At 57.9% G+C, this 22,634-nt stretch carries 22 protein-coding genes; 9 read left to right on the top strand and 13 right to left on the bottom strand.

Going from position 1 to position 22,634, the window contains the following annotated elements; all coding sequences use genetic code 11:
- Positions 1-37: 37 nt before the first annotated feature.
- A complete protein-coding gene (locus B30_RS06030; protein WP_009571145.1) occupies positions 38-1,024 on the bottom strand; it encodes a methyltetrahydrofolate cobalamin methyltransferase in 987 nt (328 codons plus the stop codon).
- 3 nt (positions 1,025-1,027) lie between these two features.
- The gene (locus B30_RS06025; RefSeq protein ID WP_009571144.1) at positions 1,028-1,336 is read right to left on the bottom strand and encodes a virulence factor; all 309 of its coding nucleotides are present in this window, start codon (positions 1,334-1,336) and stop codon (positions 1,028-1,030) included.
- Between the two features lie 274 nt (positions 1,337-1,610).
- Here B30_RS06025 and B30_RS06020 point away from each other — a divergent pair, with 274 nt between their 5' ends.
- The gene (locus B30_RS06020; RefSeq protein WP_009571141.1) at positions 1,611-2,723 is read left to right on the top strand and encodes a Ppx/GppA phosphatase family protein; all 1,113 of its coding nucleotides are present in this window, start codon (positions 1,611-1,613) and stop codon (positions 2,721-2,723) included.
- A gap of 100 nt (positions 2,724-2,823) precedes the next feature.
- Here the strand turns inward: B30_RS06020 and B30_RS06015 are convergent, their stop codons facing one another.
- Complete coding sequence (locus B30_RS06015) at positions 2,824-3,381, bottom strand: YSC84-related protein (protein WP_009571140.1); 558 nt, start codon at positions 3,379-3,381, stop codon at positions 2,824-2,826.
- A 157-nt stretch (positions 3,382-3,538) separates the two neighbouring features.
- A complete protein-coding gene (gene hemB, locus B30_RS06010) occupies positions 3,539-4,537 on the bottom strand; it encodes a porphobilinogen synthase (protein ID WP_009571139.1) in 999 nt (332 codons plus the stop codon).
- Between the two features lie 206 nt (positions 4,538-4,743).
- On the opposite strand from hemB, the gene B30_RS06005 reads away from it, so the two are divergent.
- Positions 4,744-5,271, top strand: coding sequence for a hypothetical protein (locus tag B30_RS06005; protein ID WP_009571138.1), 528 nt, complete (start codon positions 4,744-4,746; stop codon positions 5,269-5,271).
- A gap of 5 nt (positions 5,272-5,276) precedes the next feature.
- Complete coding sequence (gene mfd / locus B30_RS06000; RefSeq protein WP_009571137.1) at positions 5,277-8,768, top strand: transcription-repair coupling factor; 3,492 nt, start codon at positions 5,277-5,279, stop codon at positions 8,766-8,768.
- A 3-nt stretch (positions 8,769-8,771) separates the two neighbouring features.
- Here the strand turns inward: mfd and B30_RS05995 are convergent, their stop codons facing one another.
- The gene (locus tag B30_RS05995) at positions 8,772-9,971 is read right to left on the bottom strand and encodes a multidrug effflux MFS transporter (protein ID WP_009571136.1); all 1,200 of its coding nucleotides are present in this window, start codon (positions 9,969-9,971) and stop codon (positions 8,772-8,774) included.
- Positions 9,972-10,206: 235 nt separating this feature from the next.
- Positions 10,207-10,893 carry a DsbA family oxidoreductase gene (locus B30_RS05990; RefSeq protein ID WP_009571135.1) on the bottom strand — a complete coding sequence of 229 codons (687 nt, stop codon included), beginning with the start codon at positions 10,891-10,893 and terminating at the stop codon, positions 10,207-10,209.
- A 329-nt stretch (positions 10,894-11,222) separates the two neighbouring features.
- On the opposite strand from B30_RS05990, the gene B30_RS05985 reads away from it, so the two are divergent.
- Together B30_RS05985 and B30_RS05980 are read left to right on the top strand one after the other, a co-directional pair.
- The gene (locus B30_RS05985; RefSeq protein ID WP_009571134.1) at positions 11,223-11,459 is read left to right on the top strand and encodes a hypothetical protein; all 237 of its coding nucleotides are present in this window, start codon (positions 11,223-11,225) and stop codon (positions 11,457-11,459) included.
- A 141-nt stretch (positions 11,460-11,600) separates the two neighbouring features.
- Positions 11,601-12,269 carry a helix-turn-helix domain-containing protein gene (locus B30_RS05980; RefSeq protein ID WP_051130593.1) on the top strand — a complete coding sequence of 223 codons (669 nt, stop codon included), beginning with the start codon at positions 11,601-11,603 and terminating at the stop codon, positions 12,267-12,269.
- 5 nt (positions 12,270-12,274) lie between these two features.
- Here the strand turns inward: B30_RS05980 and B30_RS22635 are convergent, their stop codons facing one another.
- The 3 genes from B30_RS22635 to B30_RS05970 form a co-directional block, all read right to left on the bottom strand.
- Entirely contained in the window at positions 12,275-12,400 is a 126-nt protein-coding gene (locus B30_RS22635) for a hypothetical protein (protein ID WP_269771039.1), read from the bottom strand.
- A gap of 3 nt (positions 12,401-12,403) precedes the next feature.
- Positions 12,404-12,517 carry a hypothetical protein gene (locus tag B30_RS05975; RefSeq protein ID WP_040401984.1) on the bottom strand — a complete coding sequence of 38 codons (114 nt, stop codon included), beginning with the start codon at positions 12,515-12,517 and terminating at the stop codon, positions 12,404-12,406.
- A gap of 61 nt (positions 12,518-12,578) precedes the next feature.
- Entirely contained in the window at positions 12,579-14,393 is a 1,815-nt protein-coding gene (locus B30_RS05970) for an extracellular solute-binding protein (protein ID WP_009571132.1), read from the bottom strand.
- A 387-nt stretch (positions 14,394-14,780) separates the two neighbouring features.
- Here B30_RS05970 and B30_RS05965 point away from each other — a divergent pair, with 387 nt between their 5' ends.
- Both B30_RS05965 and B30_RS05960 read left to right on the top strand, forming a co-directional pair.
- The gene (locus B30_RS05965; protein ID WP_009571131.1) at positions 14,781-15,566 is read left to right on the top strand and encodes a 3-hydroxybutyrate dehydrogenase; all 786 of its coding nucleotides are present in this window, start codon (positions 14,781-14,783) and stop codon (positions 15,564-15,566) included.
- Between the two features lie 117 nt (positions 15,567-15,683).
- Positions 15,684-16,739: a patatin-like phospholipase family protein gene (locus B30_RS05960; RefSeq protein ID WP_009571130.1), complete on the top strand. Its 1,056-nt coding sequence runs from the start codon at positions 15,684-15,686 to the stop codon at positions 16,737-16,739.
- A 25-nt stretch (positions 16,740-16,764) separates the two neighbouring features.
- On the opposite strand, the gene B30_RS05955 is transcribed toward B30_RS05960, so the two are convergent.
- From B30_RS05955 to B30_RS05945, 3 genes are all read right to left on the bottom strand, one after another.
- Entirely contained in the window at positions 16,765-17,493 is a 729-nt protein-coding gene (locus tag B30_RS05955) for a DUF502 domain-containing protein (RefSeq protein WP_009571129.1), read from the bottom strand.
- Positions 17,494-17,637: 144 nt separating this feature from the next.
- Positions 17,638-18,564, bottom strand: a complete 927-nt coding sequence (locus tag B30_RS05950) for a pseudouridine-5'-phosphate glycosidase (RefSeq protein WP_009571128.1) — start codon at positions 18,562-18,564, stop codon at positions 17,638-17,640.
- A complete protein-coding gene (locus B30_RS05945) occupies positions 18,561-19,454 on the bottom strand; it encodes a PfkB family carbohydrate kinase (RefSeq protein WP_009571127.1) in 894 nt (297 codons plus the stop codon). The genes B30_RS05950 and B30_RS05945 overlap by 4 nt, the downstream gene beginning before the upstream one ends.
- A gap of 288 nt (positions 19,455-19,742) precedes the next feature.
- Between B30_RS05945 and rpsB the strand changes: the two genes are divergently transcribed.
- Positions 19,743-20,516, top strand: coding sequence for a 30S ribosomal protein S2 (gene rpsB / locus B30_RS05940; protein WP_009571126.1), 774 nt, complete (start codon positions 19,743-19,745; stop codon positions 20,514-20,516).
- 105 nt (positions 20,517-20,621) lie between these two features.
- The gene (tsf, locus tag B30_RS05935; RefSeq protein ID WP_009571125.1) at positions 20,622-21,497 is read left to right on the top strand and encodes a translation elongation factor Ts; all 876 of its coding nucleotides are present in this window, start codon (positions 20,622-20,624) and stop codon (positions 21,495-21,497) included.
- Positions 21,498-21,818: 321 nt separating this feature from the next.
- Here the strand turns inward: tsf and B30_RS05930 are convergent, their stop codons facing one another.
- Complete coding sequence (locus B30_RS05930; protein ID WP_226946356.1) at positions 21,819-22,598, bottom strand: helix-turn-helix transcriptional regulator; 780 nt, start codon at positions 22,596-22,598, stop codon at positions 21,819-21,821.
- Positions 22,599-22,634 lie beyond the last annotated feature (36 nt).

Genomic DNA, 22,634 nt, shown 5'->3' with positions numbered 1-22,634 from the left:
TTTACTGTGATCCAAATACTCGATGGTTGACAGCGATTTACCGACGACGGCGCCCACCGCCGCGACGCCCACCACCAGAGCCTGCCGAGGCAGAGGCGGTTGCCGCTTCGGCAAAGGTCGCGCCTTCGGCCACGGCATCCATAATCCGGGCAAAGCTGATCCATTTGGTGCCGTCGGGGTCGTGGTTCATCAACAGGTTGGCGGCGCGGATCGCTTCCATTTCCTGAATGCGAACCGGGTTCATGATCGCGGAGGTCATGCCCGCGCCAATCGCCATCGGCAAAAACGCGGCGTTGATGCCGTGACGATGTGGCAGACCAAAGGAGACGTTCGATGCGCCGCAGGTGGTGTTGACGCCCAGCTCATCGCGCAGACGACGCACCAAGGTGAACACCTGCTGGCCCGCCGTGCGCATGGCACCGATGGGCATCACCAGCGGATCAACCACGATGTCATGGGCGGGAATGCCATAGTCGGCGGCGCGTTGGACGATGCGTTTGGCAACCTCAAAACGCACATCCGGGTCCTCGGAAATCCCGGTGTCATCATTGGCAATCGCCACGACCGGCACGTTGTATTTTTTCACCAGCGGTAGCACGCGCTCCATCCGTTCTTCTTCGCCGGTCACCGAGTTCAACAGCGGACGGCCCTCAGCGGCTTCAAGCCCCGCTTCCAAGGCATCCGGCACCGAGCTGTCAATGCACAAAGGCACATCGACGATGGCCTGAATGCGCGCAACGAGTTCGCGCATCAGCGGCGGCTCAACGAAATTATTGTCAGCATAGCGCGGGTCTTCGGCCATTTTGTTGGAAAACACGGCACCCGAATTGATGTCCAAAATGCTGGCACCACAGGCGACCTGTTCCAAAGCATCGCGTTCGACGGTGGAAAAATCGCCCAGCTCCAATTCCGCCGCAAGTTTTTTGCGGCCCGTCGGGTTGATGCGTTCGCCGATCACGCAAAACGGTTCGTCAAAGCCGATCACAACGGTTTTGGTTTTGCTCTCAATCACGGTGCGGGTCATGGTCTATCCTTTAGCGGCAGGCTCGCGCCCGTCATTGTCAATGAGGGCTTTGAGCCGCTCTTTATCATAGGCCGCATCCAATGCGGCGGCTTTTTCATCGGCGGCCTGTTGTGGCGCGCCCTCGCAACTCACGGTCTCGTCACGCCATTCGGCCATGTACGCATCGCCATCGGTCGCACCGATGCGCATCGCCACCCGGTCGATCGCCTGTTCGAACCGCTCGGGCAACACCGCGCGTGCCGCACGACGCCCGCGCCCAACACGGACCTGTGCGGGGATGTCGCGCCAATAGATGATGGTCATATCCGACATGAGAGACCCTTTGCGCCTTATAAACTCAGCATAAACTCTGCCAAACGCATAAAAGAAAGGACCGGGACACGAAAGGGTTGGATGGCGTAGGGCGTCTGAAAAATTCTCATCAAGATCATGAGGCGGGCGCGAGCCGCAGAGCCGCGATCACGATTTGCGCGGGGGGCAGGAGGCCCGTCACCGAAATCGTGAAGGCTTAGGGCCAGAAGGTGTCTTGCCCGATGTGCAAAAATCCGCTTATGGTAGGGGTAACTTGATATGGAGGGCGTGTGATATGACGCCCAAGCGTCCCACTGGTGCGGGCGCGTTCCCGAAAGCGGTCGAGACCCCCGCGCCTCTACTTGCCGACCCGGCGGAGCTTTATGCTGCGTTAGACCTCGGTACAAATTCGTGTCGCATGTTGATTGCCCAACCCAAGGGCAGTCAGTTTCATGTGGTCGACAGTTTCTCGAAATCGGTTCAACTCGGCTCCGGGTTGGAATCGTCTGGAGCTTTGTGTCGATCGTCGATTTCGCGCACGATTCAGGCCCTGCGGGTCTGTCGCAAGAAACTTGAGAAACATGATGTCAAACGGATGCGACTGGTCGCAACCGAAGCCTGTCGGCGGGCGAAAAACTCGCGCGATTTTTTGCGCCGGGTACAGCGCGAAACCGGTTTGCGGCTTGAGATCATCAAACCCGAGGAAGAGGCACGGCTGGCGGTGATTTCCTGCGCACCTCTGGTGTCGACCAAGACCGAACAGCTTTTGGTGGTGGATATCGGCGGCGGCTCGACCGAATTGGTCTGGATTGACCTCTCGACCGTGCCCCGCGCCGAACGTCCGCGCGCGATCATGCGGTTGCACACCGGGTTTAAAAACGCCGACAGCCCCTTTCCCCATGCCAAAGTTGTGGATTGGATTTCGGTGCCCTTGGGGGTTGCGACGCTGATGGAGCAATTCTCCGATGTCGAAGATGACGCGGCGCGGTTTGCCTTGATGTCGTGGTATTTCGAAGAGAAACTTGCGGATTTCACCCCCTATGCCAATGATCCGGCCCGCGAAGGGTTTCAGATCATCGGCACGTCGGGAACGGTGACGACGGTTGCCGCCTCGCATCTGGGCCTCAAGCGCTATGACCGCAATAAGGTCGATGGTTTGCGGATGACCTCGGAACAGATTGACCGGGTGATCCGGGACTACCTGTCCATGGGGCCCGCAGGGCGCAAACGTGATCCGCGCATTGGTCGGGATCGACAGGAATTGATCATGTCGGGAGCGGCGATTTTGCAGGCGCTGTTGCGGATTTGGCCGACGGATCGGCTGTCTGTTGCGGATCGGGGCCTGCGCGAAGGGCTTCTGTACGCCCAAATGTCTGCCGATGGCGTGTTGGAAGAGGCGGTGCCGTAACGCGGCTGAGATCGGATTGTCTTTACCGTGATATAAATACTCACAAAAAACGCGGGTCCAATCAGGCCCGCGTTTTGTATGTCTTCGATATTGAAAAGGCTTACGGGATGATCCGCGTGTATTTTGTGCCTTCAACAGTGGCGCCCGCGATCAAGCCCGCCTGACCAAAGACCACGGCGATCACCGGCGACAGCGAGGTCAGCGTTTCAGCGGTGATGTTTTCGCCGCGGTTGGAGATGGCGTATTCCATATCCGCGCCCGCAGACCAGCCCGGAGAATTGCGGAAGGAACTGAGCGCCTCATTGGTCATGAAGAACAAGACATGGGCGTATTGCTGTGCGCCGATTTGCAGGCCAAAGGTCGCTTGCGTCGAGGAGTAGTAATCCACCGACACGCCGCCAACCCGCAACGCACCACGGCCATAAGATCCGCCAACGCCAAAGCCCGCCTTGGTGATCAAGGGCATGACCAACATGCCGACGGATTTGTCCCGCAGCGCCGTGGTGCCGGGGTAGTTGGAATACAGATGGCTCAGCGTGGCATCGACCCGCGCGTCAATGGTGGCGGAGCCGTTGGAGCGCATCGAATTGTCACACGCGGCCAAAAGACCCGCGCTGCCCAATCCGATCATAAAGCTCCGGCGTTGAAGTCTGTTCATTGTGAATGCCCTTATACTGCTCTTTTCGGTGCTACAGGCCTTTGGCCCATTGATTTTGCCCGAGTATATGACGAAAAGCCGCGCCCTGTCATCCCGCGAAAGCCCAAAGGCCCGTGTTTTGGCGGGTTTCGCCCATGCTTTGCCTCTTGAACGCGCCTCAGCCGCGCAAAAGCCGCGCCGCTGCCGGGGCGAAATAGGTCAAAATCCCGTTGCATCCGGCGCGTTTGAAACACATCAGGCTTTCCAAAACCACCTTGTCATGATCGAGCCAGCCGTTCTGAATCGCGGCCATTGCCATCGCGTATTCGCCCGACACCTGATAGGCAAAGGTCGGCACGCCAAAGCGGTCTTTCACCCGGCGACAAATGTCGAGATAGGGCATCCCCGGTTTGACCATGACCATATCCGCCCCCTCAGACAGATCGCGTTCGATCAGGCGCAGCGCTTCATCTGAGTTGGCCGGGTCCATTTGATAGGTCTTTTTGTCGCCCTTGAGCGCGCCAGAGGCCCCAACCGCATCCCGAAACGGGCCGTAATAGGCGGAGGCATATTTGGCCGCATAGGACATGATCGTGACGTTCGAATGCCCGTCGGTTTCCAACGCTCGGCGGATCGCGCCGATGCGTCCGTCCATCATATCGGACGGCCCGATGATGTCCGCGCCCGCTTCCGCCTGCGCCACCGACATTTTGACCAGGGCTTCGACCGTCATGTCATTGACGATCTCGCCATCCACGACATAGCCGTCATGGCCGTTGATGTTATAGGGATCAAGCGCCACGTCGGTCATGATCGCCAATTCCGGCACCGCCGCTTTGAGCGCGCGAATGGCACGGTTGACCAGATTGTCCGGGTCCCACGCGCCAGCGCAATCTTCGGTTTTCAGCTCGGGTTCGATATAGGGAAACAGGCAAATCGCCGGGATGCCCAACTCATAGGCCTCGCGCGCCGCCGTGACCAAACGGTCAATTGTCAGCCGCTCAACGCCGGGCATCGACACGATCGGCGTGGCCTCATCCACCCCTTCGCGCACAAACACCGGCCAGATCAGATCCTCAGCCGAAAGGCTGTTTTCACGCACAAGACCGCGCAGCGCTTCCATTTTACGGGGGCGGCGCAGGCGGGTCAGCGGGTAAGGGGCGATGGTGCGGGTCATGGGGATAGCCTCGGTTTTGCGATGGGTGTCTTTGGGTGACATGGTTTTTGGGACGCTTCAAGGGTAGGAATTGCCGCGTGGGGGCACTAATCTGTGCACAGCCTGACGTTGCATCCCGACACAGAGGCGTTAGAAGACGGATAGGTCGTCTCTTTTGGGGCGGCACCATGCCCCTAAAGACCAAACCATAAGAAAAGAGCAGAGCCTTGGATATTTACGCAACCCTTTTCGAAGTGCTCGACACGCGGTCCTTTTCGAACATGTGGTATTGGATCGGATTGGCGATCCTGTGGTCCACCGCCTCGCATTTTGTCTTGGGTGTGCCGTTTGATTTGGCGCTCAAGGCCAAGCGTCAGGGCGGCGAGCGGATGCAGGACCTTGAAGACATGGTGCGGATCAACACCGGGCGGCTTTTGAACATCGCTGAGGTCTCCGGTCTGATGCTCACGGCGCTGGCGGCCACCGTGATCACCCTTTTGGGCGTGACCGGGTTTTTCTACGGCGTTGAGTTTTCTCAGGCGGTGTTTCTGATGCTGTTTCCGATGAGTTTTGTCGGCGCGCTCAACATTCGCACCGCGCAAAACATCGCGAGCCATGCGCCGACAGGCGAGGCGCTGATCTCTGTGCTGCGCCGTCATCGGTTTTTCGTACAACTCATCGGCATGGTGTCGATCTTTGTCACGGCGATGTGGGGCATGTACCAAAACATCGTCACGGGTCCGCTGGGAGGCTGATTGGCATGAAACCATCCACCCATCTCACCCTTGGGGGCGCACCTGAGGGGTTTGACGCCTTTCTCCTGGCCCGCGAGGTCAGCCGTTCAAACGGTCCGGTGATCCATGTCGCGCGCGATGACAAACGCCTTGCCGCCCTGCGTGCCGCTTTGCGATTTTTCGCACCCGATCTGCCGGTGATCGACTTTCCGGCCTGGGATTGTTTGCCCTATGACCGGATGTCGCCCAATTCCGATGTCGCCGCCGCGCGCATGGCAACGTTGGCCGCGCTGGCGCATGGGGCGATGCCGAAACGGTTCGTGTTGTTGACCACGCTCTCCGCCGCCACTCAGCGCGTGCCGACCCGTGACACACTCGCACAGGCGGCCTTTGTCATGCGCAAAGGCCAGCGCGTTAACGAGGCCGAACTGCGCAGTTTTTTCGTGCGCATGGGCTTTACCCAAGCGCCGACCGTGGTCGAACATGGCGATTACGCAATCCGTGGCGGCATCATTGATGTGTTTCCTCCGGGGCAGGAATTGCCGGTGCGGCTTGATTTCTTTGGCGATGAATTAGACGGGCTGCGCCGTTTCGATCCGGCCAGCCAAAAGACCATCGACAGCTTGGAAGAAATCACCTTTACCCCGGTGTCTGAAGTCATCTTGGACGAGGAATCCATCACCCGGTTTCGACAAAATTACCGCGTTGAATTTGGCGCGGCGGGCACCGATGATCCGCTCTACGAGGCGGTCTCTGCGGGCAAGAAACACGCGGGTCTTGAGCATTGGTTGCCGTATTTCCACGCCCGGCTCGACACGCTGTTTGACTATATGCCAGATGCGTCCATTTCCCTTGATGATCAATCGACTGCGGCGCGCCTTTCACGTTGGGCTTCAATCGCCGATCAATATGATGCCCGGCGCGAGGCGCTCACGGCCAAGGGGCGGATGGACAGCGTCTATAAACCCTGTCCGCCGGCGCTTTTGTATCTGGACGATGCGGCCTGGGAAGCGGCAATTGCGGGCCGTCGGGTGATCCATTTTCATCCGCTGCCACAGGCGTCGGGTCCCGGAGTTTTGGACGCAGGCGGGCGCGTGGGTCGCAATTTTTCGCCTGAACGGCAAATGGAAAACGTCAATCTTTTCGAAGAGTTGGCAGAGCATGTTGAGAAACGCCGCAAACAGGGGGCGGTGGTGCTTGCCTCCTGGTCGGAGGGCGCGCGGGATCGGTTGAAAACCCTGCTTGAAGACCAGGACATGACCGGGCTCATCGAGATCGACGATTGGCGCGATGTGCCCGACGGTCAGGGCCAGAGTCTGGGTCGGGTGTTCCTGTCGGTCTGGGCGCTCGAAGAAGGGTTTGAGGCTCCGACTGGCGAGGGCCAATCGGTCACGGTGATCTCGGAACAAGACGTGTTGGGCGACCGTTTGGTGCGCCGTCCGGGCCGTAAAAAGCGCGCCGAGAATTTCCTCACCGAACATTCGTCGCTCAGTGCGGGCGATTTGATCGTTCATGTCGATCATGGCGTCGGGATTTTCCGTGGGCTTGAGGTGGTCACCGCTTTAGGGGCGGCGCATGAATGTCTTTTGCTCGAATATGCGGGCGGGGATCGACTTTACCTCCCTGTTGAAAACATTGAGCTTTTAAGTCGATATGGCCATGACGAGGGCTTGCTCGACAAGCTCGGCGGCGGCGCATGGCAGGCCAAAAAAGCCAAAATGAAAGACCGCATTCGCGAGATCGCCGAAAAGCTGATCCGCATTGCCGCCGAACGTCATATTCGCAAAGCCCCGATCATGATCCCACCACAAGATATGTGGGAGGCATTTTGCGCGCGCTTTCCCTATTCTGAGACCGAGGATCAACTCAAAGCCATCGAAGATGTGTTGGAGGATTTCGAAGCCGGGCGGCCGATGGATCGTTTGGTCTGTGGCGATGTCGGATTTGGCAAAACCGAAGTGGCGATGCGCGCGGCCTTTATCGCGGCGCTGTCTGGCGCGCAGGTGGCGGTGATTGCACCGACCACGCTGTTGGCGCGGCAACATTTCCGCTCCTTCGCCGAACGGTTCCGGGGCTTGCCGGTCAATGTGCGTCCGATGTCGCGCTTTGTCAGTCAAAAAGACATGGCCGCGACCCGCGACGGGTTGGCCTCAGGCGAGATCGACATTGTTGTCGGCACCCATGCGCTTTTGGCGAAAAATGTGCGGTTTCAAAACCTTGGCTTGCTGATCGTTGATGAAGAACAGCGCTTTGGCGTAACCCATAAAGAGCGGTTGAAATCGCTCAAATCCGACATTCACGTGCTGACACTTTCGGCCACGCCGATCCCGCGGACCTTGCAAATGTCGATGACCGGGGTGCGTGATTTGTCCATTATTGGCACGCCGCCGGTCGACCGCCTCTCGATCCGCACCTATGTCTCGGAATTCGATACGGTGACCGTGCGCGAGGCCTTGCTGCGCGAACATTATCGCGGCGGACAGAGCTTTTTCGTCGTGCCGCGGGTCAAAGACATCCCGGAGATCGAGGCCTTCCTCAAGGACCAAGTGCCCGAGGTCACCCATGTTGTCGCCCATGGCCAGATGGCCGCAGGCGAGTTGGACGATCGGATGAACGCCTTTTATGACGGGAAATATGATGTGCTTTTGGCGACGACCATTGTCGAAAGTGGCATCGACATTCCGACCGCCAACACGATGATCATCCATCGCGCCGATATGTTCGGTCTGGCGCAGCTTTACCAAATTCGGGGCCGGGTGGGCCGCGCCAAAACCCGCGCTTATGCCTATCTGACCACCAAACCACGCGCACCTTTGACGCCTCAGGCGCAAAAGCGGCTGCGGGTGCTGGGGTCTCTCGATATGTTGGGCGCCGGATTTACCCTTGCATCTCAAGATCTTGACATTCGAGGTGCAGGTAATCTTGTGGGTGAGGAACAGTCCGGCCATGTCAAAGAGGTCGGGTTTGAGCTGTATCAAGCGATGTTGGAAGAGGCGATTGCCAAAATCAAATCCGGGCAAGAGGCGATCACTCTGGACGATGACGGGCAATGGGCGCCGCAGATCAATCTGGGCGTTCCTGTTTTGATTCCAGAGACTTATGTGCCCGATCTTGATGTGCGCTTGGGGCTGTATCGCCGCCTGTCTGGCCTACACACCAAAGTGGAGCTTGAAGGTTTTGCCGCCGAACTGATCGACCGGTTTGGCAAATTGCCCAAAGAGGTCAATACCTTGTTGCTTGTTGTTCGGATCAAAGAGAAATGCCGCGCCGCAGGCATTGCGCGTCTGGACGGCGGGCCAAAAGGTGCGACGATCCAGTTCCACAATGACAAATTCGCCAATCCGGCCGGGCTTGTGGATTTCATTCAGGCGCAAAAGGGCCATGCCAAGGTCAAGGACAACAAGATCATCGTGCGCCGCGACTGGCCGCGGGAGTCAGACAAGATCAAGGGCGCGTTTTCCATCGCCCAAGACCTAGCCAATCACGCGAAGTCTGCCGCGCAAGCCCCTAAAAAATAAAGATCAGGCCTCTTTTCGTTCCAGACGGAACAGCACCAGGGCCAGTCCAGAACAGATCACCCCTGCGACCATCACCGGCACAGGGGTGCCGTTGAACGCAAGACCGACAGGGGCGGCGATGACAACGGAGCCCATGGTGAACAGCGCGCCGATCACCGAATTGCCCATGCCCGCCATGCGACCCAATGGCACCATGGCCAGAGCATTCAGATTGCCAAAGGTGAAGGCGTTGATAAAGAACATCGCCACGGTCCAGACAAAGAACACCGCAAAGCCAAAGGGGGTGGCCCCGGCGAGGCCTGTCAGGTTCAAGATCAGCGCGATGAGGGAGGCGGTGACCGCAATGCGGTAGCCCAGGCGGATCATCACATGCATGCCCAAGCGGGTGACCAAAGTGCCGTTGATGATGGCCCCGGCGGCGCTGAGAATGGCGGTGGCGCCGAACCAATAGGGGAAACTTGCGCCAAGATTGAAGCCTTGGTCATAAATCTGTTGAACCGAGGAAAGGATGGAAAACATCTGAGCAAATCCAAGGGTCAGGATCAGGATGTAGAGCCGGACATTGTAGATGCCAAGCACATGACGGACGCCTTGAACCAGATCGCGCGGATTGAGTTTGCGATGATTTTCCGGGGCTAGGGTTTCGCTTTGGCGCAGACCAAACCACGAGGCGCTGATTGCGGCCAGAACCACGAAAGACGCGAAAATCCCGTGCCAGCCAAAGCTGCCAATGATCAAAGCCCCGACAGAGGGGGCGACGGCCGGGGCCAGCATGAAAATCGTCATCACGAAGGAGATGATTTTGGCCATATCGCGCCCCTCATAGAGGTCGCGCACCATGGCCACACCGACGGTGCGCGGGAAGGCGGCACCAAAGCCCTGAAGGGCGCGGCCCACAAGCATCATCTCCATGGAATGCGATAGACCGGCAAAGATCGCGCCCAAAGCGTAGAGCAAAAGTCCAAACAAGATCAAAGGCTTGCGTCCGAAATGATCGGAAATCGGTCCGCTGACCAACGTGCCAAATCCCATGCCAAAGACAAAGGCCGCGAGCACCAGCTGCGCCCGGTTTGGGTCGCTGGGAGTCAGGTCAGCGGCGATGTCGGGAAGCCCCGGCAGCATGGCGTCAATGGAGAAGGCGACGATGGCAAAAAGCAGGGCTAAAAGAGCCGTGAATTCGAGTTGCGGCAAACGGCGAGGCATGGAAAATCCTGTCGATAAAAGTCGCGGCACCTTATGAGGTGGGCTTCGATTTGACCAGTCAGCCTACTGCTTGGGGGGCTGTGCGTAGATGCGCAGACTCTCGGTTTGGCTCGGGTGGTTTTGAGGTCTGGCGGTGCTTTGGCGGCCAAATCCGAGCTGCGGGGAACATCAAGGCATGGGGCGGGATCTGGGTCCCAGCGAGGTCACCAAACTCCGATCCAAAGCCCGGATGGGATCATACCAAGGCCTGTGACGGGTCATCATCCTGATCATCTGCGGCGATCTGAGCGTTCAATTCGTCGATCACCCGCATCCAAAGCTCGGGCGGCTGCGCGCCTTCGACCGCATGTTGGTTGGCGACGATATAAAGCGGCACGGCATTGACGCCACGCTCACGCGCATGGGTGTCGCGGGTTTGAATCTCCTCGACATCGGCGTCCGAGAGCAACAGGCGACGCACCGCGTCCGCGTCCATCTCAACGCGTTCGGCCAGCGCGACCAGAGTCTCCACATCGCCAATGTCGCGACCCTCCTGAAAATAGGCGCGATAGAGGGCGGAGACCATCGGCGTTTGACGGCCTTCGATCCCGGCCCAATGGATCAGCCGATGCGCGTCCAAGGTGTTGGGTGTGGTCTGGATTGCCAAGAGATCGACCTTGGGCATTTCCTTTAGCATCACCTCGATGATCGGCAGGTAGGCTTTGCGTGCGCCCTCCGCGCCGCCGAATTTCGCATTCAAATAGGCCTGCCGCTCCATGCCGCCCTTGGGCATCGTCGGGTTCAATTGAAACGGATGCCATTGCAGCGCGAAAGGGTGATCGGGGCGGGCCTCTAAGGCGCGGTCGAGCCGGGCTTTGCCGATGGCGCACCAGGGGCAGATCGGATCGTGGAAAATATCAAGGGGGATCACAGGCGAGATCATGGGCGGGCTCCGAAAGGCTGAGGCGTCAATTTGGTCTGGCGTACATAGCCCATGACGCTTTGAGGCGGGAGGGGTGAGAAAAGGAAAATATTCCGATAGCTCACATTTTCCAGTCCAGCAGGTGTTCTCATTGACCTATATCTTGTGTTTGGGGTGGGTTTGCAACTTTGCAAACCGTGTGAATTCCTGGTTTGTTCTTGATGTGTTCTGTTGAAAATTGTGGTCAGTGGGGGCGGGGATGTTACCGATTGGCGCGCGTGACGCGGCGCGCGACTCATGATTAACTCACTGCAACGACTGATTTTTAGTGTTCAACAAGGTTCATCATCATGGCGTATATCTCCGGCAAGCAGTTCAGTACCTTTCAAGGTCGCGGCCCCAACGGGTCTTATGATGCGCTTTCTTTCCGTCGCCGGATGCGTATGCCTGTTGCGACCCTTGCACTGGGGCTTTTGGCGGCTTTGGCGATTGCCGGTGGGGCGCTCGACACATTGGTGGCGCGGGTTCAATCGGACGGGTTGAGCCAGATCGAATTTTTGACCGGCGAATTGCCAAGCGGCAAATAGAGCCAAAGGTCCTCACGTTTAGGGTCGGCGGAAACCTCACGAGCATTCCCCCAAGCTACCGCCCGTCCCAAGAACCCCCGAAGATGCGTGCAACAGCATCCGGGGGTTTTCTTTTTTGTCTCACAGGCGCTACAAGACGGCATGAGCGATACACCGACACCAGACACAGCCCCGACCACAGGCCCGGACACACGCACCCCGAGCCTGATCCGATTGGCCCGCGAAAGCGGCGAAGGCACGCCCGATGAGGCGCGGCCTTTGGATTTGGGTCTCAGGGTGCGCGATCTGCGCAAGGCGCGGGGCTGGACATTGGAGCAGGCGGCGGGACAGGCGGGACTGGCGCGGTCCACCCTGTCCAAGATCGAAAACGGCCAGATGTCACCGACCTATGATGCGCTCAAAAAGCTTGCGGTGGGGCTTGAGATTTCGGTGCCGCAGTTGTTCACCCCGCCGCAACGGGCGCAGATTTCTGGCCGCATGGCGGTGACGAAATCGGGCGAAGGGGTGGCGCATCCGACGGCGACCTATGAACATGAAATGTTGGCGACGGCTCTGACCAAAAAATCCATGCTGCCGTATCGCGCCACAATCCGGGCGCGGGATTTCGAAGAGTTCGATGGCTGGGTGCGCCATGATGGCGAAGAGTTTCTTTACGTGCTCACCGGGGTGATCAAATTGATCACCGAGTTCTATGAGCCGGTCGAAATGCGTCGGGGCGACAGCGCCTATTATGACGCGTCGATGGGGCATAATGTGATCTCAGTCAGCCCGGAAGATGCAACGATCCTTTGGGTGACGTCGCTGACATAAGCGGCTCAGAACACGACCTTAGAGGTGGTTTTGACCACGCCTTTGGTGGCTTTCGCCCCCACGCGCGCCACGGTACAGCCGGACAATGCCAGACTCAGACAGAGGATAAGCGCGGTGCCTTTCAAAAGCACCGCTTAGAACCACCCCTGAACCGTACGCGAGGCGCCGGTGATGTCTTCGCCCACGCCGGCAACAGTGCCGCAAGAGGCGAGCGCGAGGGTGAGGAGGATAAGGGCTACTTTTCTCATGTTTGTCTTCCCAAAATGCAGAGGGGTATCGGATCAGGTTTGGCGGGTAATACGCGGCGGATCACTCCTGCCAATACCACGTCATTTCCCGCCACATAATCCAGTCGCCATAGAGCGGCAAGGTGTCATGATATTTTAGCTCTTTCACATGCGCGTCAAAACTTTCGTTCCAGGCATAAAGCGGAATGGCATAGCGGCCCGCCGTCAGCACCCGGTCGAGTGCACGGGTGGCCGCCAAGCTGTCTTCGCGGTTCTCCGCATCTAACATTTTGTCGATCATCGCATCGACCACCGGATCACTGATCCCGGCAATGTTGCGCGACCCGGGGGTGTCGGCGGCGGCTTGGCCGAAATAGGCGTATTGCTCGTTGCCAGGGCTGAGCGAGAGGCCATAGCGCACCGGGGTCATGCCGAAATCAAAGCTTTCCATCCGCTGTGTGTACTGCGGGGAATCGACGACGGAGATTTTCGGCGTGATCCCGAGATGCAGCAGCATTTGCGTATAGGTGTCGATGATCGACTGGTTCTCATCATCCCCAACCTTGAGAACGATCTCAAAGGCAAAGGGCTGTCCGGCCGCGTTTTTCATCTGGCCGTTTTGGATCGTCCATCCGGCCTGTTCCATCAACCCGATCGCACGACGCATCGCACCTCGGTCCAATTCCCGCCCAGAGGTCTCGGGCAAGTCATAGCCCTCAAGCGTGCCGGGCAAAAGCTGGTCTTTATAGGGGGCCAAAAGCTCGGCCACGCGACCCTCGGCGGGACCGGGGCGCATGCCAAGCGGCGAATTGGAAAAATAGGAGGTGATCCGGGTCTGTTGGCTCTCGGTCTGGGCCTCGTTGATGTAATCGAAATTGAACGCTTCAATCATCGCCTGACGCACGCGCCAATCGGCAAACTGCGGCAGGCGGGTGTTCATCGCAAAGCCGGTCATGCCGGTGGGGCGTTGATGTGGGATCACCGATTTGATCACGTCGCCACGTGCAACGGCGGGGAAATCATATTGGTCTTTCCAGGTCTGGATGTTGAATTCGCGGTGTGCATTGAGCGTTCCGGCCTTAAACGCCTCGATCACCAAAGAGGCGTCGGCGAAATATTCCAACCGGATTGTGTCCAAATTGGCCTGACCGCGCATGAACGGCACGTCCTTGCCCCAATACTCGGGGTTGCGGGTCAGTTCGACAAACATGCCGGGCTGCACATCGGTGATCACATAGGGGGCGGACGAAACGGGGATGTTGTCAAAGCCGGATTGGGTGAAATCCTTGTCGTCCCAATAGGCTTTTTTCAAAATGGGCCGGATCGCCGTCAACAGCGCCAATTCGCGATTGGGCGTGTTAAAGGTGAATTTGACCGAGCGCTCTCCGGTCTGCTCCATGCGCGCGATCTGACCCCACAACGTGGCGTAACGGCCATGGCCTTGGGTGCCGAGCGTTTCATAGGACCACATTACGTCTTCGACGGTGACCGGGCTGCCGTCAGAGAATTTGGCCGTGTCACGCAGGGTGAATTCAACCCAGGTGCGATCTGCGTCGGTCTCGACGGTTTCGCAGAGCAGGCAATAGAGCGTGAAAGGTTCGGAATACGCCTGTCCCATGAGGCTTTCGGCCATAAGGTAGCGCAATTGCCACGGCGCTTTGCCTTTTCGGATAAAGGGATTGAGGCTGTCAAAACTGCCACCTTCGCCGGTGATGATCGCCCCGCCTTTGGGCGCATCGGCATTGACATAGGGCAGGGCGGTGAAATCGGCGGGCAAGTCAGGGTCGCCATACATCGCCAGCCCGGTTTGCGGTGCGGCCAAAATCGAGCTGGCCAAAAGGCAAAGGGTGACCGCCGCAGAGCCTGTGCGAAGGGTTTGGAAAAACTGCTGTGCCATATCGCGAACAATGCCTTCGTTTTGTGTTATTATTGAGGGTGAAACTACGACGGCTTGGACATGAATTCAAACTTTTAGCTTGGAGTGCGGCGGAGAAACGCGTATAAAGACCTCACTGCTCGATAGGTTTCTTGCCTGTATGAAACCTGCCTCAATAACTCAGCGCCCGCCTTGTGCGGGCGTTTTTTTTGCCCTCACTCTGGGTAAACCCCAAGCAGGCTTGGCTGATCGGTGGATGTGCATCGGTTCAAACGCCGCCACTTCACGCACAATCACGGTTTGCCTCGCCACAGTGTGACCCCGATTCTTTGCCGTAAATGTGATTCTCCCCTTTGCTTTGCACCCGCAGCACGTAAGTTATGAGGGAACAGATAAAGGAGACCTGCCATGAGCACGCACACACCGCTTTCAGGCAAAACTGCCATCATCACCGGATCGAATTCCGGCATCGGGCTTGGCGTCGCCCATGAATTGGCCAAAGCAGGGGCGAACATCGTCCTCAATTCTTTCACAGACCGCGATGAGGATCACCAATTGGCCAAAGACATGGCCAAAGAGCACGGCGTTGAGGTCCGTTATATCAAGGCCGATATGTCCAAATCCGACGACTGCCGCGCCCTGATCGAGACTGCGGGGGCGTGCGATATTCTGGTGAACAACGCCGGTATTCAACATGTTGCCCCGATTGATGATTTCCCGGTCGAAAAATGGAACGCCATCCTCGCGATCAACCTCAGTTCCGCCTTTCACACCACCGCAGCCGCCCTACCGATGATGCGCAAAGCCGGGTGGGGCCGAGTGATCAACATCGCTTCGGCACATGGTCTGACCGCATCGCCCTATAAATCCGCCTATGTTGCCGCCAAACACGGTATCGTCGGCCTGACCAAAGTCACCGCATTGGAGACCGCCGAAGAGCCAATCACCTGTAATGCGGTCTGTCCGGGCTATGTGTTGACGCCGCTGGTGGAGGCGCAAATCCCCGACACGATGAAGCAATACAATATGGACCGCGACACCGTGATCCGTGAGGTGTTGTTGGACCGTCAGCCGTCGAAACAATTTGCCACCGTTGAAGAATTGGGCGGCACTTGCGTGTTCCTGGCCTCTGATTATGCCAAGCAAATCACCGGCACGACGATTTCTGTCGATGGTGGCTGGACCGCCCTGTAAGCGCGACGTGATGCGATGTTGATCCCGCTGCGAGGCCGCGCTTTGGCCGCCATGACATCTAAAGGCGCACCCAACGCGGCGCGCCTTTGCCAATAACAGTCCCGGAAAGGGCTTCAGATGACGCGCAAACCCAAAATCAGACCAAAGCAGATCAACCTCGCGTTGCAAGGCGGGGGGGCGCATGGGGCCTTTACCTGGGGGGTTTTGGATCGGTTGCTGGAGCATGACGAGATCGAAATCGCCGCCATTTCGGGCACCTCGGCGGGGGCACTCAACGGGGTGGCGCTGAAAGCCGGGATGGTGCGCAATGGTCGCGCGGGCGCTAAAGCGGCGCTCGATGATCTTTGGGGCGAAATGGGGGCGATCACCGATGTGCGCCTGTCCGCATGGTTGCGGCAATTCGGGCCAACCACGGAAATCATGACCAAGATGATGGAAGCGGCAATGCCGTTTAATTTCTTTGAATCCGTGACGACGATGGTCAGCCCCTATGCCTATGGTATGTTTTATCAAAACCCGCTCAGGCCCATTGTCGATGCGATGGAATGCGACATTCTGCATACGGGCACGGGACCCGCGCTGTTTATCTCCACCACCAATGTGCGCACCGGAAAAATCCGGGTCTTTTCGCATGAGGAGGTGACAACGGATGTGGTTTTGGCCTCGGCCTGTTTGCCGGAATTGTTTCAGGCGGTCGATCTGACCGACCCGATCACGGGCATCACGGACCCCTATTGGGACGGTGGCTACACCGGCAATCCGGCGCTGTTTCCACTGTTTGAACCGGAATTTCCGCAAGACGTGGTGATCGTCAATATCAACCCGCTGGAGCGTCCGGGCACGCCGACCACGCCGGAAGAGATTCAAAACCGCATCAACGAGATTTCGTTCAACACGTCTTTGTTGCGCGAATTGCGCGCGGTGCAATTTGTCCGCGAACTGATCGCCGAAAATCGTTTGCCTGAGGGCAGTATGAAAGACGTTTTGATCCATATGATCGCCGATGACGATCTGATGCAGGATTTGTCCTCACGTACCAAAATGTCACCGTCACCGATGCTTTTGATGCGGATGAAAGAGGCCGGGCGCGTGGCCTGTGATCGGTTTCTGGACGCGCATTTTGATGATTTGGGCAAACGCGCCAGTGTCGATCTCAAACAGATGTTTGGCTGACACAATAGCCCGCCTGACCTCGAATTCAGTGCGATACGGGCTGGGTCGGATCTTTGGAATTGGGATAGACCAGCCCGGCGGAGATCACCAGTTTGGCGGCATCTTCGACCGACATGTCCAAAATCACCACGTCATGTTCCGGGAAAAACAGCAAAAATCCTGAGGTGGGGTTGGGTGTCGTGGGCACAAACACCGACAACATCACTTCATCGCTTGGCGTGCGTTTGGCGATTTCGCCTTTGGCGTTGGTCGAGACAAATCCAATCGCCCAGATGCCCCGACGCGGGTATTCGACCAAACAGGCTTTGTCAAAGGACGTGTCGGATTGCGAAAACACCGTTTCGGCGATCTGTTTGAGGCCATTGTAAATCGACCGCACAATCGGGGTGCGATCGACAAGCCGCTCGGCCCAACGGATCAGAGAGCGCCCAACAAGGCCCTTGGCAATCCAGCCGACGACGACGGTGAACAGCAGGAAAATGATCACGCCTGCGCCACGCAGGTTGATGTGAATTTGGTCCAAAGGATCGGTATAGCCCAACAAACGGTTGATCAACGCGTCGGGATGATAGGCCTGCGGCACAAAGGTCAGCACCCAGCCATCGACCCAGCCAATCACGGTCCAGATCACATAGGCGGTTAGGCCGATAGGGGCGACAACGACGAGGCCGGTCAAAAAGGCCGCGCGCAGCCGTGCCCCAAGGCTTGGTTTGCGTGGAGGGAGGTGGGGGCCATCTTCAAATGGATTGGTCATCGCGATTTGTCACTGCATTAGGGGCGAAACCGCCAGTTTCCCAGAACTTAGGGTGGCACTGGCCCCGACACAACATGGCAGGACCCTGAAAAGCGCGGGTCCCGCCATAATTCTTATGATTTTTACAAGCTGTCGCCGATCTGCTTACTTTGCGCACAGCGCGGCAGCGATCCTGGCCGCCAATCGCGCATTGTTGCGCACCAAGGCGATGTTGGAGGTGAGCGATCGGCCCTCGGTCAGCTCAAAAATCCGTTGCAACAAGAATGGCGTGACCTCTTTGGCGGAAATGCCTTGGGCGTCGGCTTCTTTCAATGCGGTGTCCACGAAGGGCATGATCACCTCTTGCGGGATTTCATCCGCCTCTGGGATCGGGTTGGCGATCAACTGACCGCCCTTAAGGCCCATCGCCGCGCGCACCTGCATCGCCCGCGCTATGTCTTCGGGACTGTCCAAACGCAACGGCGCTTTGAGGCCCGAGGCGCGCGACCAAAAGGCCGGAATCTCATCTTGGCCATAGGCAATCACCGGCACACCGTGGGTTTCCAACACTTCGAGCGTTTTCGGAATGTCGAGAATGGCTTTGGGCCCGGCCGCGACCACGGTCACAGCGGTTTCGCCCAGTTCCAACAGATCGGCGGAGATGTCAAAGGTCTCTTCGGCCCCGCGATGCACACCGCCAATGCCACCCGTTGCAAAGACTTTGATCCCGGCAATCTCGGCGGCGATCATCGTGGCGGCCACGGTGGTAGCACCCGTCGCGCCAAGGGCGATACAGACGGGCATATCGGCGCGTGAGACTTTCATCACATTGGTGGCCTGTGCCAGAGCTTCCAGTTGAGTGTCGGTCAAGCCGATGTGCAACACGCCATCAAGCACGGCGATGGTGGCAGGCACAGCCCCGGCGGCACGCACATCCGCCTCGACCATCCGTGCGGTCTCGACATTTTGCGGGTAGGGCATGCCATGGGTGATGATCGTCGATTCAAGCGCCACGATCGGCGCGCCCGTGTCCAAGGCGGCCACAACTTCGGGGGCGTACATCATCGGCAGGCCAGATTTCAGATCGGTCATAGGGGGGTATCTCCAGAAACATATTGGGCGGCGGCGTTCAAGGCCTCGGTGAGCGCATCTGCCTCATCCACGCCTTGCATTTCGGCCGCAACATGTGCGGCCATAAATGTATCGCCTGCGCCAGTGACCCGCGCGACAAGCACGGGCGGCGGGGTTTGGGTGAGGACCATATCGTGACGGGCCATGGAGGCATCTTCGCCGCCATTGGTGACCAACACGCGATGCGCGCCCTTGGCGACCAGCGCCTGCGCGGCCTGCGCCGAACTGTCAAAAGTGGTGTGGGCCAAAAGCCCGGCTTCCTCCAAGTTGACATATAAGGTGGCGCGCGGGTGATCGAGCAGCGGCAAAAGCCGTTCGGCCTTGCCGGGGCTGGCGGGCGCGATGCGCAGATCGGCACGGGCAAAGAGCGGTGAAACGGCGATCTCGCGCAAAAGCTGCGTGGTGAGATTGCCGTCGAGCGCGATCGGCCCCTTATAAGGGGTCTCACGGCTGCCCAGGCGCCCATCTGCGAGCGGTCGCAGAATTTTGTCGCCCGCCGCCTCCAGGGAATGCGCATCGGCAATGGCGGCGATCAAACCGTTCGCACCTTCGACCGCCATATAGGTGTCGGTCGGCAGGTCTTCGGAGCGGTAGACATGACCGGTGCCAATGCCGCGCACAGTGGCGGCCAAGATCAATTCATCGCCCGCCGGGTCGCGACCGATGGCGGTCAACAGATCGGGCGACAGGCCAAACCGCGCCAAGGCCATGGCAATGTTCATCGCCACGCCGCCGGGAACGCGAATGATCCGTCCGGGCACATCGGAGCCCAACCGCATGGCGCGATCCGAGCGTCCGATGACGTCCCACAACACGGACCCGATACAAAGGATATCATGTGGTGTACTCATGGCTTTATCCATGACCGCAAATTTGACCGAATGGCAAGGATTGCCGGCACAGATGGGCGCACATGGGTGCAAATTTACGGTCCGAATGCCGCCTCAAGCACGCCTGCGGGCAAAACACCGGTGTTTGGGCGGGCAGGGGCTTGCACTTTGGAAAAGACACCTCTATATGCGCGATCACTTCACAGGCGGAGGCGGGCCTTCGGGGGAGACATCCTCGATAGGTCCACCGGTTGAGACATCAGTCTCGGAACCTCTGCTCAGGCGTTAAACCGGAAAAGGATTATGGACATGACGCTTCCTGATTTCTCGATGCGTCAGCTTTTGGAAGCTGGCGTACACTTTGGTCACCAAACCCAGCGTTGGAATCCGCGTATGCAGGAATTCATCTATGGGGAACGCAATGGCATCCACATTTTCGATCTGACACAGACCTTGCCCATGTTGGAGCAGGCGCTGCAGGTTGTGCGTGATACCGCTGCGAAAGGTGGCCGCATTCTCTTCGTCGGCACCAAACGTCAGGCCGCTGGCCCCGTTGCCGAAGCCGCTGAAAAATGCGCACAGTATTACATGAACCACCGCTGGCTCGGTGGCACGTTGACCAACTGGAAAACCGTGTCCCAGTCCATTCAGCGTTTGAACATGATTGATGAGTCGTTGGCAAACGGCGCAGAAGGCCTCACCAAGAAAGAGCGCCTGAACATGGAACGCGACCAAGCCAAACTTCAGGCCTCCCTCGGCGGGATCCGTGAAATGGGCGGCGTGCCGGATCTTCTCTTCGTCATCGACGTGAAAAAAGAAGACCTGGCCATTCTCGAAGCCAAAAAACTCGGCATCCCGGTTGTGGCTGTTGTTGACTCCAACTGTTCCCCGAACGGTGTGGATTACATCATCCCGGGCAACGATGACGCATCGCGCGCTATTTCGCTCTATTGCGATCTCGTCGCGCGTGCTGCTTTGGCCGGTATGACCGATCAGATGGGTGCCGCTGGCGTTGATATCGGTGCGTTCGAAGAAGCAATGGCTGAAGAAGCTGTTGCTGAAGCCGCAGCCGCTGAGGCCTAATTTAACGACCCGCTGTGCGATTTGCGCGCGGGCGTTACAAAAGTGATACGGGGGCAGGGTAAGCCCGCCCCCGAGACTGATCAAAGACATTCGAGGAGAGCCGATATGGCAATCACTGCTGCAATGGTGAAAGAACTGCGCGAAGCAACGGCTGCGGGCATGATGGACGCGAAAAAAGCGCTCACCGAAACCGATGGCGATTTCGAAGCCGCTGTGGATTGGCTGCGCACCAAAGGTTTGGCGAAAGCCGCCAAGAAAGCTGGCCGTACGGCGGCTGAAGGTCTCGTGGGTGTGGCTGTTGATGGTGGCGTTGGTGTTGCTGTCGAAGTGAACTCTGAAACCGACTTCGTTGGTAAAAACGCTGAATTCCAAGCGATGGTCAAAGACATCGCGTCTGCGGCTCTGGCGGCTGACGATCTTGAGGCGCTCAACGCGGCTGAAGTGAACGGCAAAGCTGTGTCCGAGATCATCACCGACAAGATCGCGACCATCGGCGAAAACATGGGCCTGCGTCGTATGGCCAAAATCGAAGCCGCATCCGTTGTGACCTATGTCCACAACGCAGCGGCAGACGGCATGGGCAAAATCGGCGTTCTCGTCGGCCTCAATGGCGCAAACGATGCGTTCGGCAAACAGGTTGCCATGCACATTGCGGCGGCCAACCCGGCGGCTTTGGGCGAAGCGGATCTCGATCCGGCCATCGTCGAGAAAGAAAAGCAAGTACAGATCGACATCGCGCGTGAATCTGGCAAGCCGGAAAACATCATTGAAAACATGATCAAAGGCCGGATGGCGAAATTCATCGCTGAATCCACACTTTTGGGTCAGGCTTTCGTGGTGAACCCCGATTTGACCGTTGAAGCGGCCGCAAAAGAAGCTGGTGTTGAAATCACCGGTTTTGTGCGTCTCGAAGTCGGCGAAGGCATTGAAAAAGTGGCAGAAGATTTTGCCGCTGAAGTTGCGAAAGCGGCTCAAGGCTAAGTCACAGTTGCTTAGACTGTGAGACGAATGGGGTCGGCCTTCGGGTCGGCCCTTTTTTATGGCGCGTGTTTTCGCGTGTTTTGTGGTGCGTGAAGCCACCAAATCTTGCGGACGTCGAGCAGGGTTCCGATGTAAAAGGGAATGTAAAAAGGGGGCACTAAGCCGATCAATAGGCCCGCACCCCCTGTAGGACGTCGGTAAGCGAAATGACGTGAGCGATCCCAACCCCCCCGTTCCAAAGGCCAAGCCCCGAAAGCAGGAACACATTCAGTTTCCCATAAGAACGGCCAAGGTGAAACTACGGCAATCCTTACCTTTTGATCAAAACGTGAACATTTGGTTGTGAAAGGATGCCTTGAGCACCGCCTGCGCGGTGGTGTCGACCCCCAGAGATTCACGCGCCAAACGCAGGTGCTTTTCCACGGTGGCCTTGTTCAGTCCTAAAATTTGCGCCGTATCCGCCACGGTTTTTCCATCGCCGATCCACTCAAGCACCTCGCGTTGGCGCGACGTCAAGACCCGTTGTGGCATCGGCATGGCGATGATTTTCAAATGGGCCACACCGCAGACCAATTCAATATCGCGCCCTTTTTCGGCCCAAATCGCATCGGCATCGGCTTGGGTCCCCACAAAGGGCTGAACCGATATGCCAACCGCGCCCTTGGCCCGTTTGAGCGCATTTTGAAACGCGATTGTATATCCGGAAGTGACGCCAAGTGACCGATTGTAAAGGGAAACTTCACGTTCTTGAGCGGTGAAATTGTCAAAGTTTTCATTGATCCAATTCCAGGAACACGTGCCAACATTGTTCAGCGCCCAATGCACCATTGGCCCGTTGCGATAGCGCCCTTCAAGGAAATATCCCTTCATATAGTCGGCACCGAAATTGGTCAAAAACAAGTGGTCGTTGTCGTCACCAAAGCCCGAGTCACTATGGAACCGGGTGAAACCGTACAACATATGGGTAAAGCCAGCCTCAAGCACAAATTCCAGCATCCGCTCCCACACGTCTTGCACTGTGGTCGCGTCAAGAATGCTGTGCAGTTTTTCTTCGGTCGTTCCATCACCCATGCCTGAAGTGTAATGATCAACATAGAGCACAGACAAGGGGCGTCTTGCATCAGCTTTGACAACTGT

The sequence above is a fragment of the Celeribacter baekdonensis B30 genome (genome assembly GCF_000299875.1).
Taxonomy (GTDB): Bacteria; Pseudomonadota; Alphaproteobacteria; order Rhodobacterales; family Rhodobacteraceae; genus Celeribacter; species Celeribacter baekdonensis_A.
Note: the sequence above shows the minus strand (reverse complement) of the source record. Positions and strands in the feature narration are given on the sequence as shown.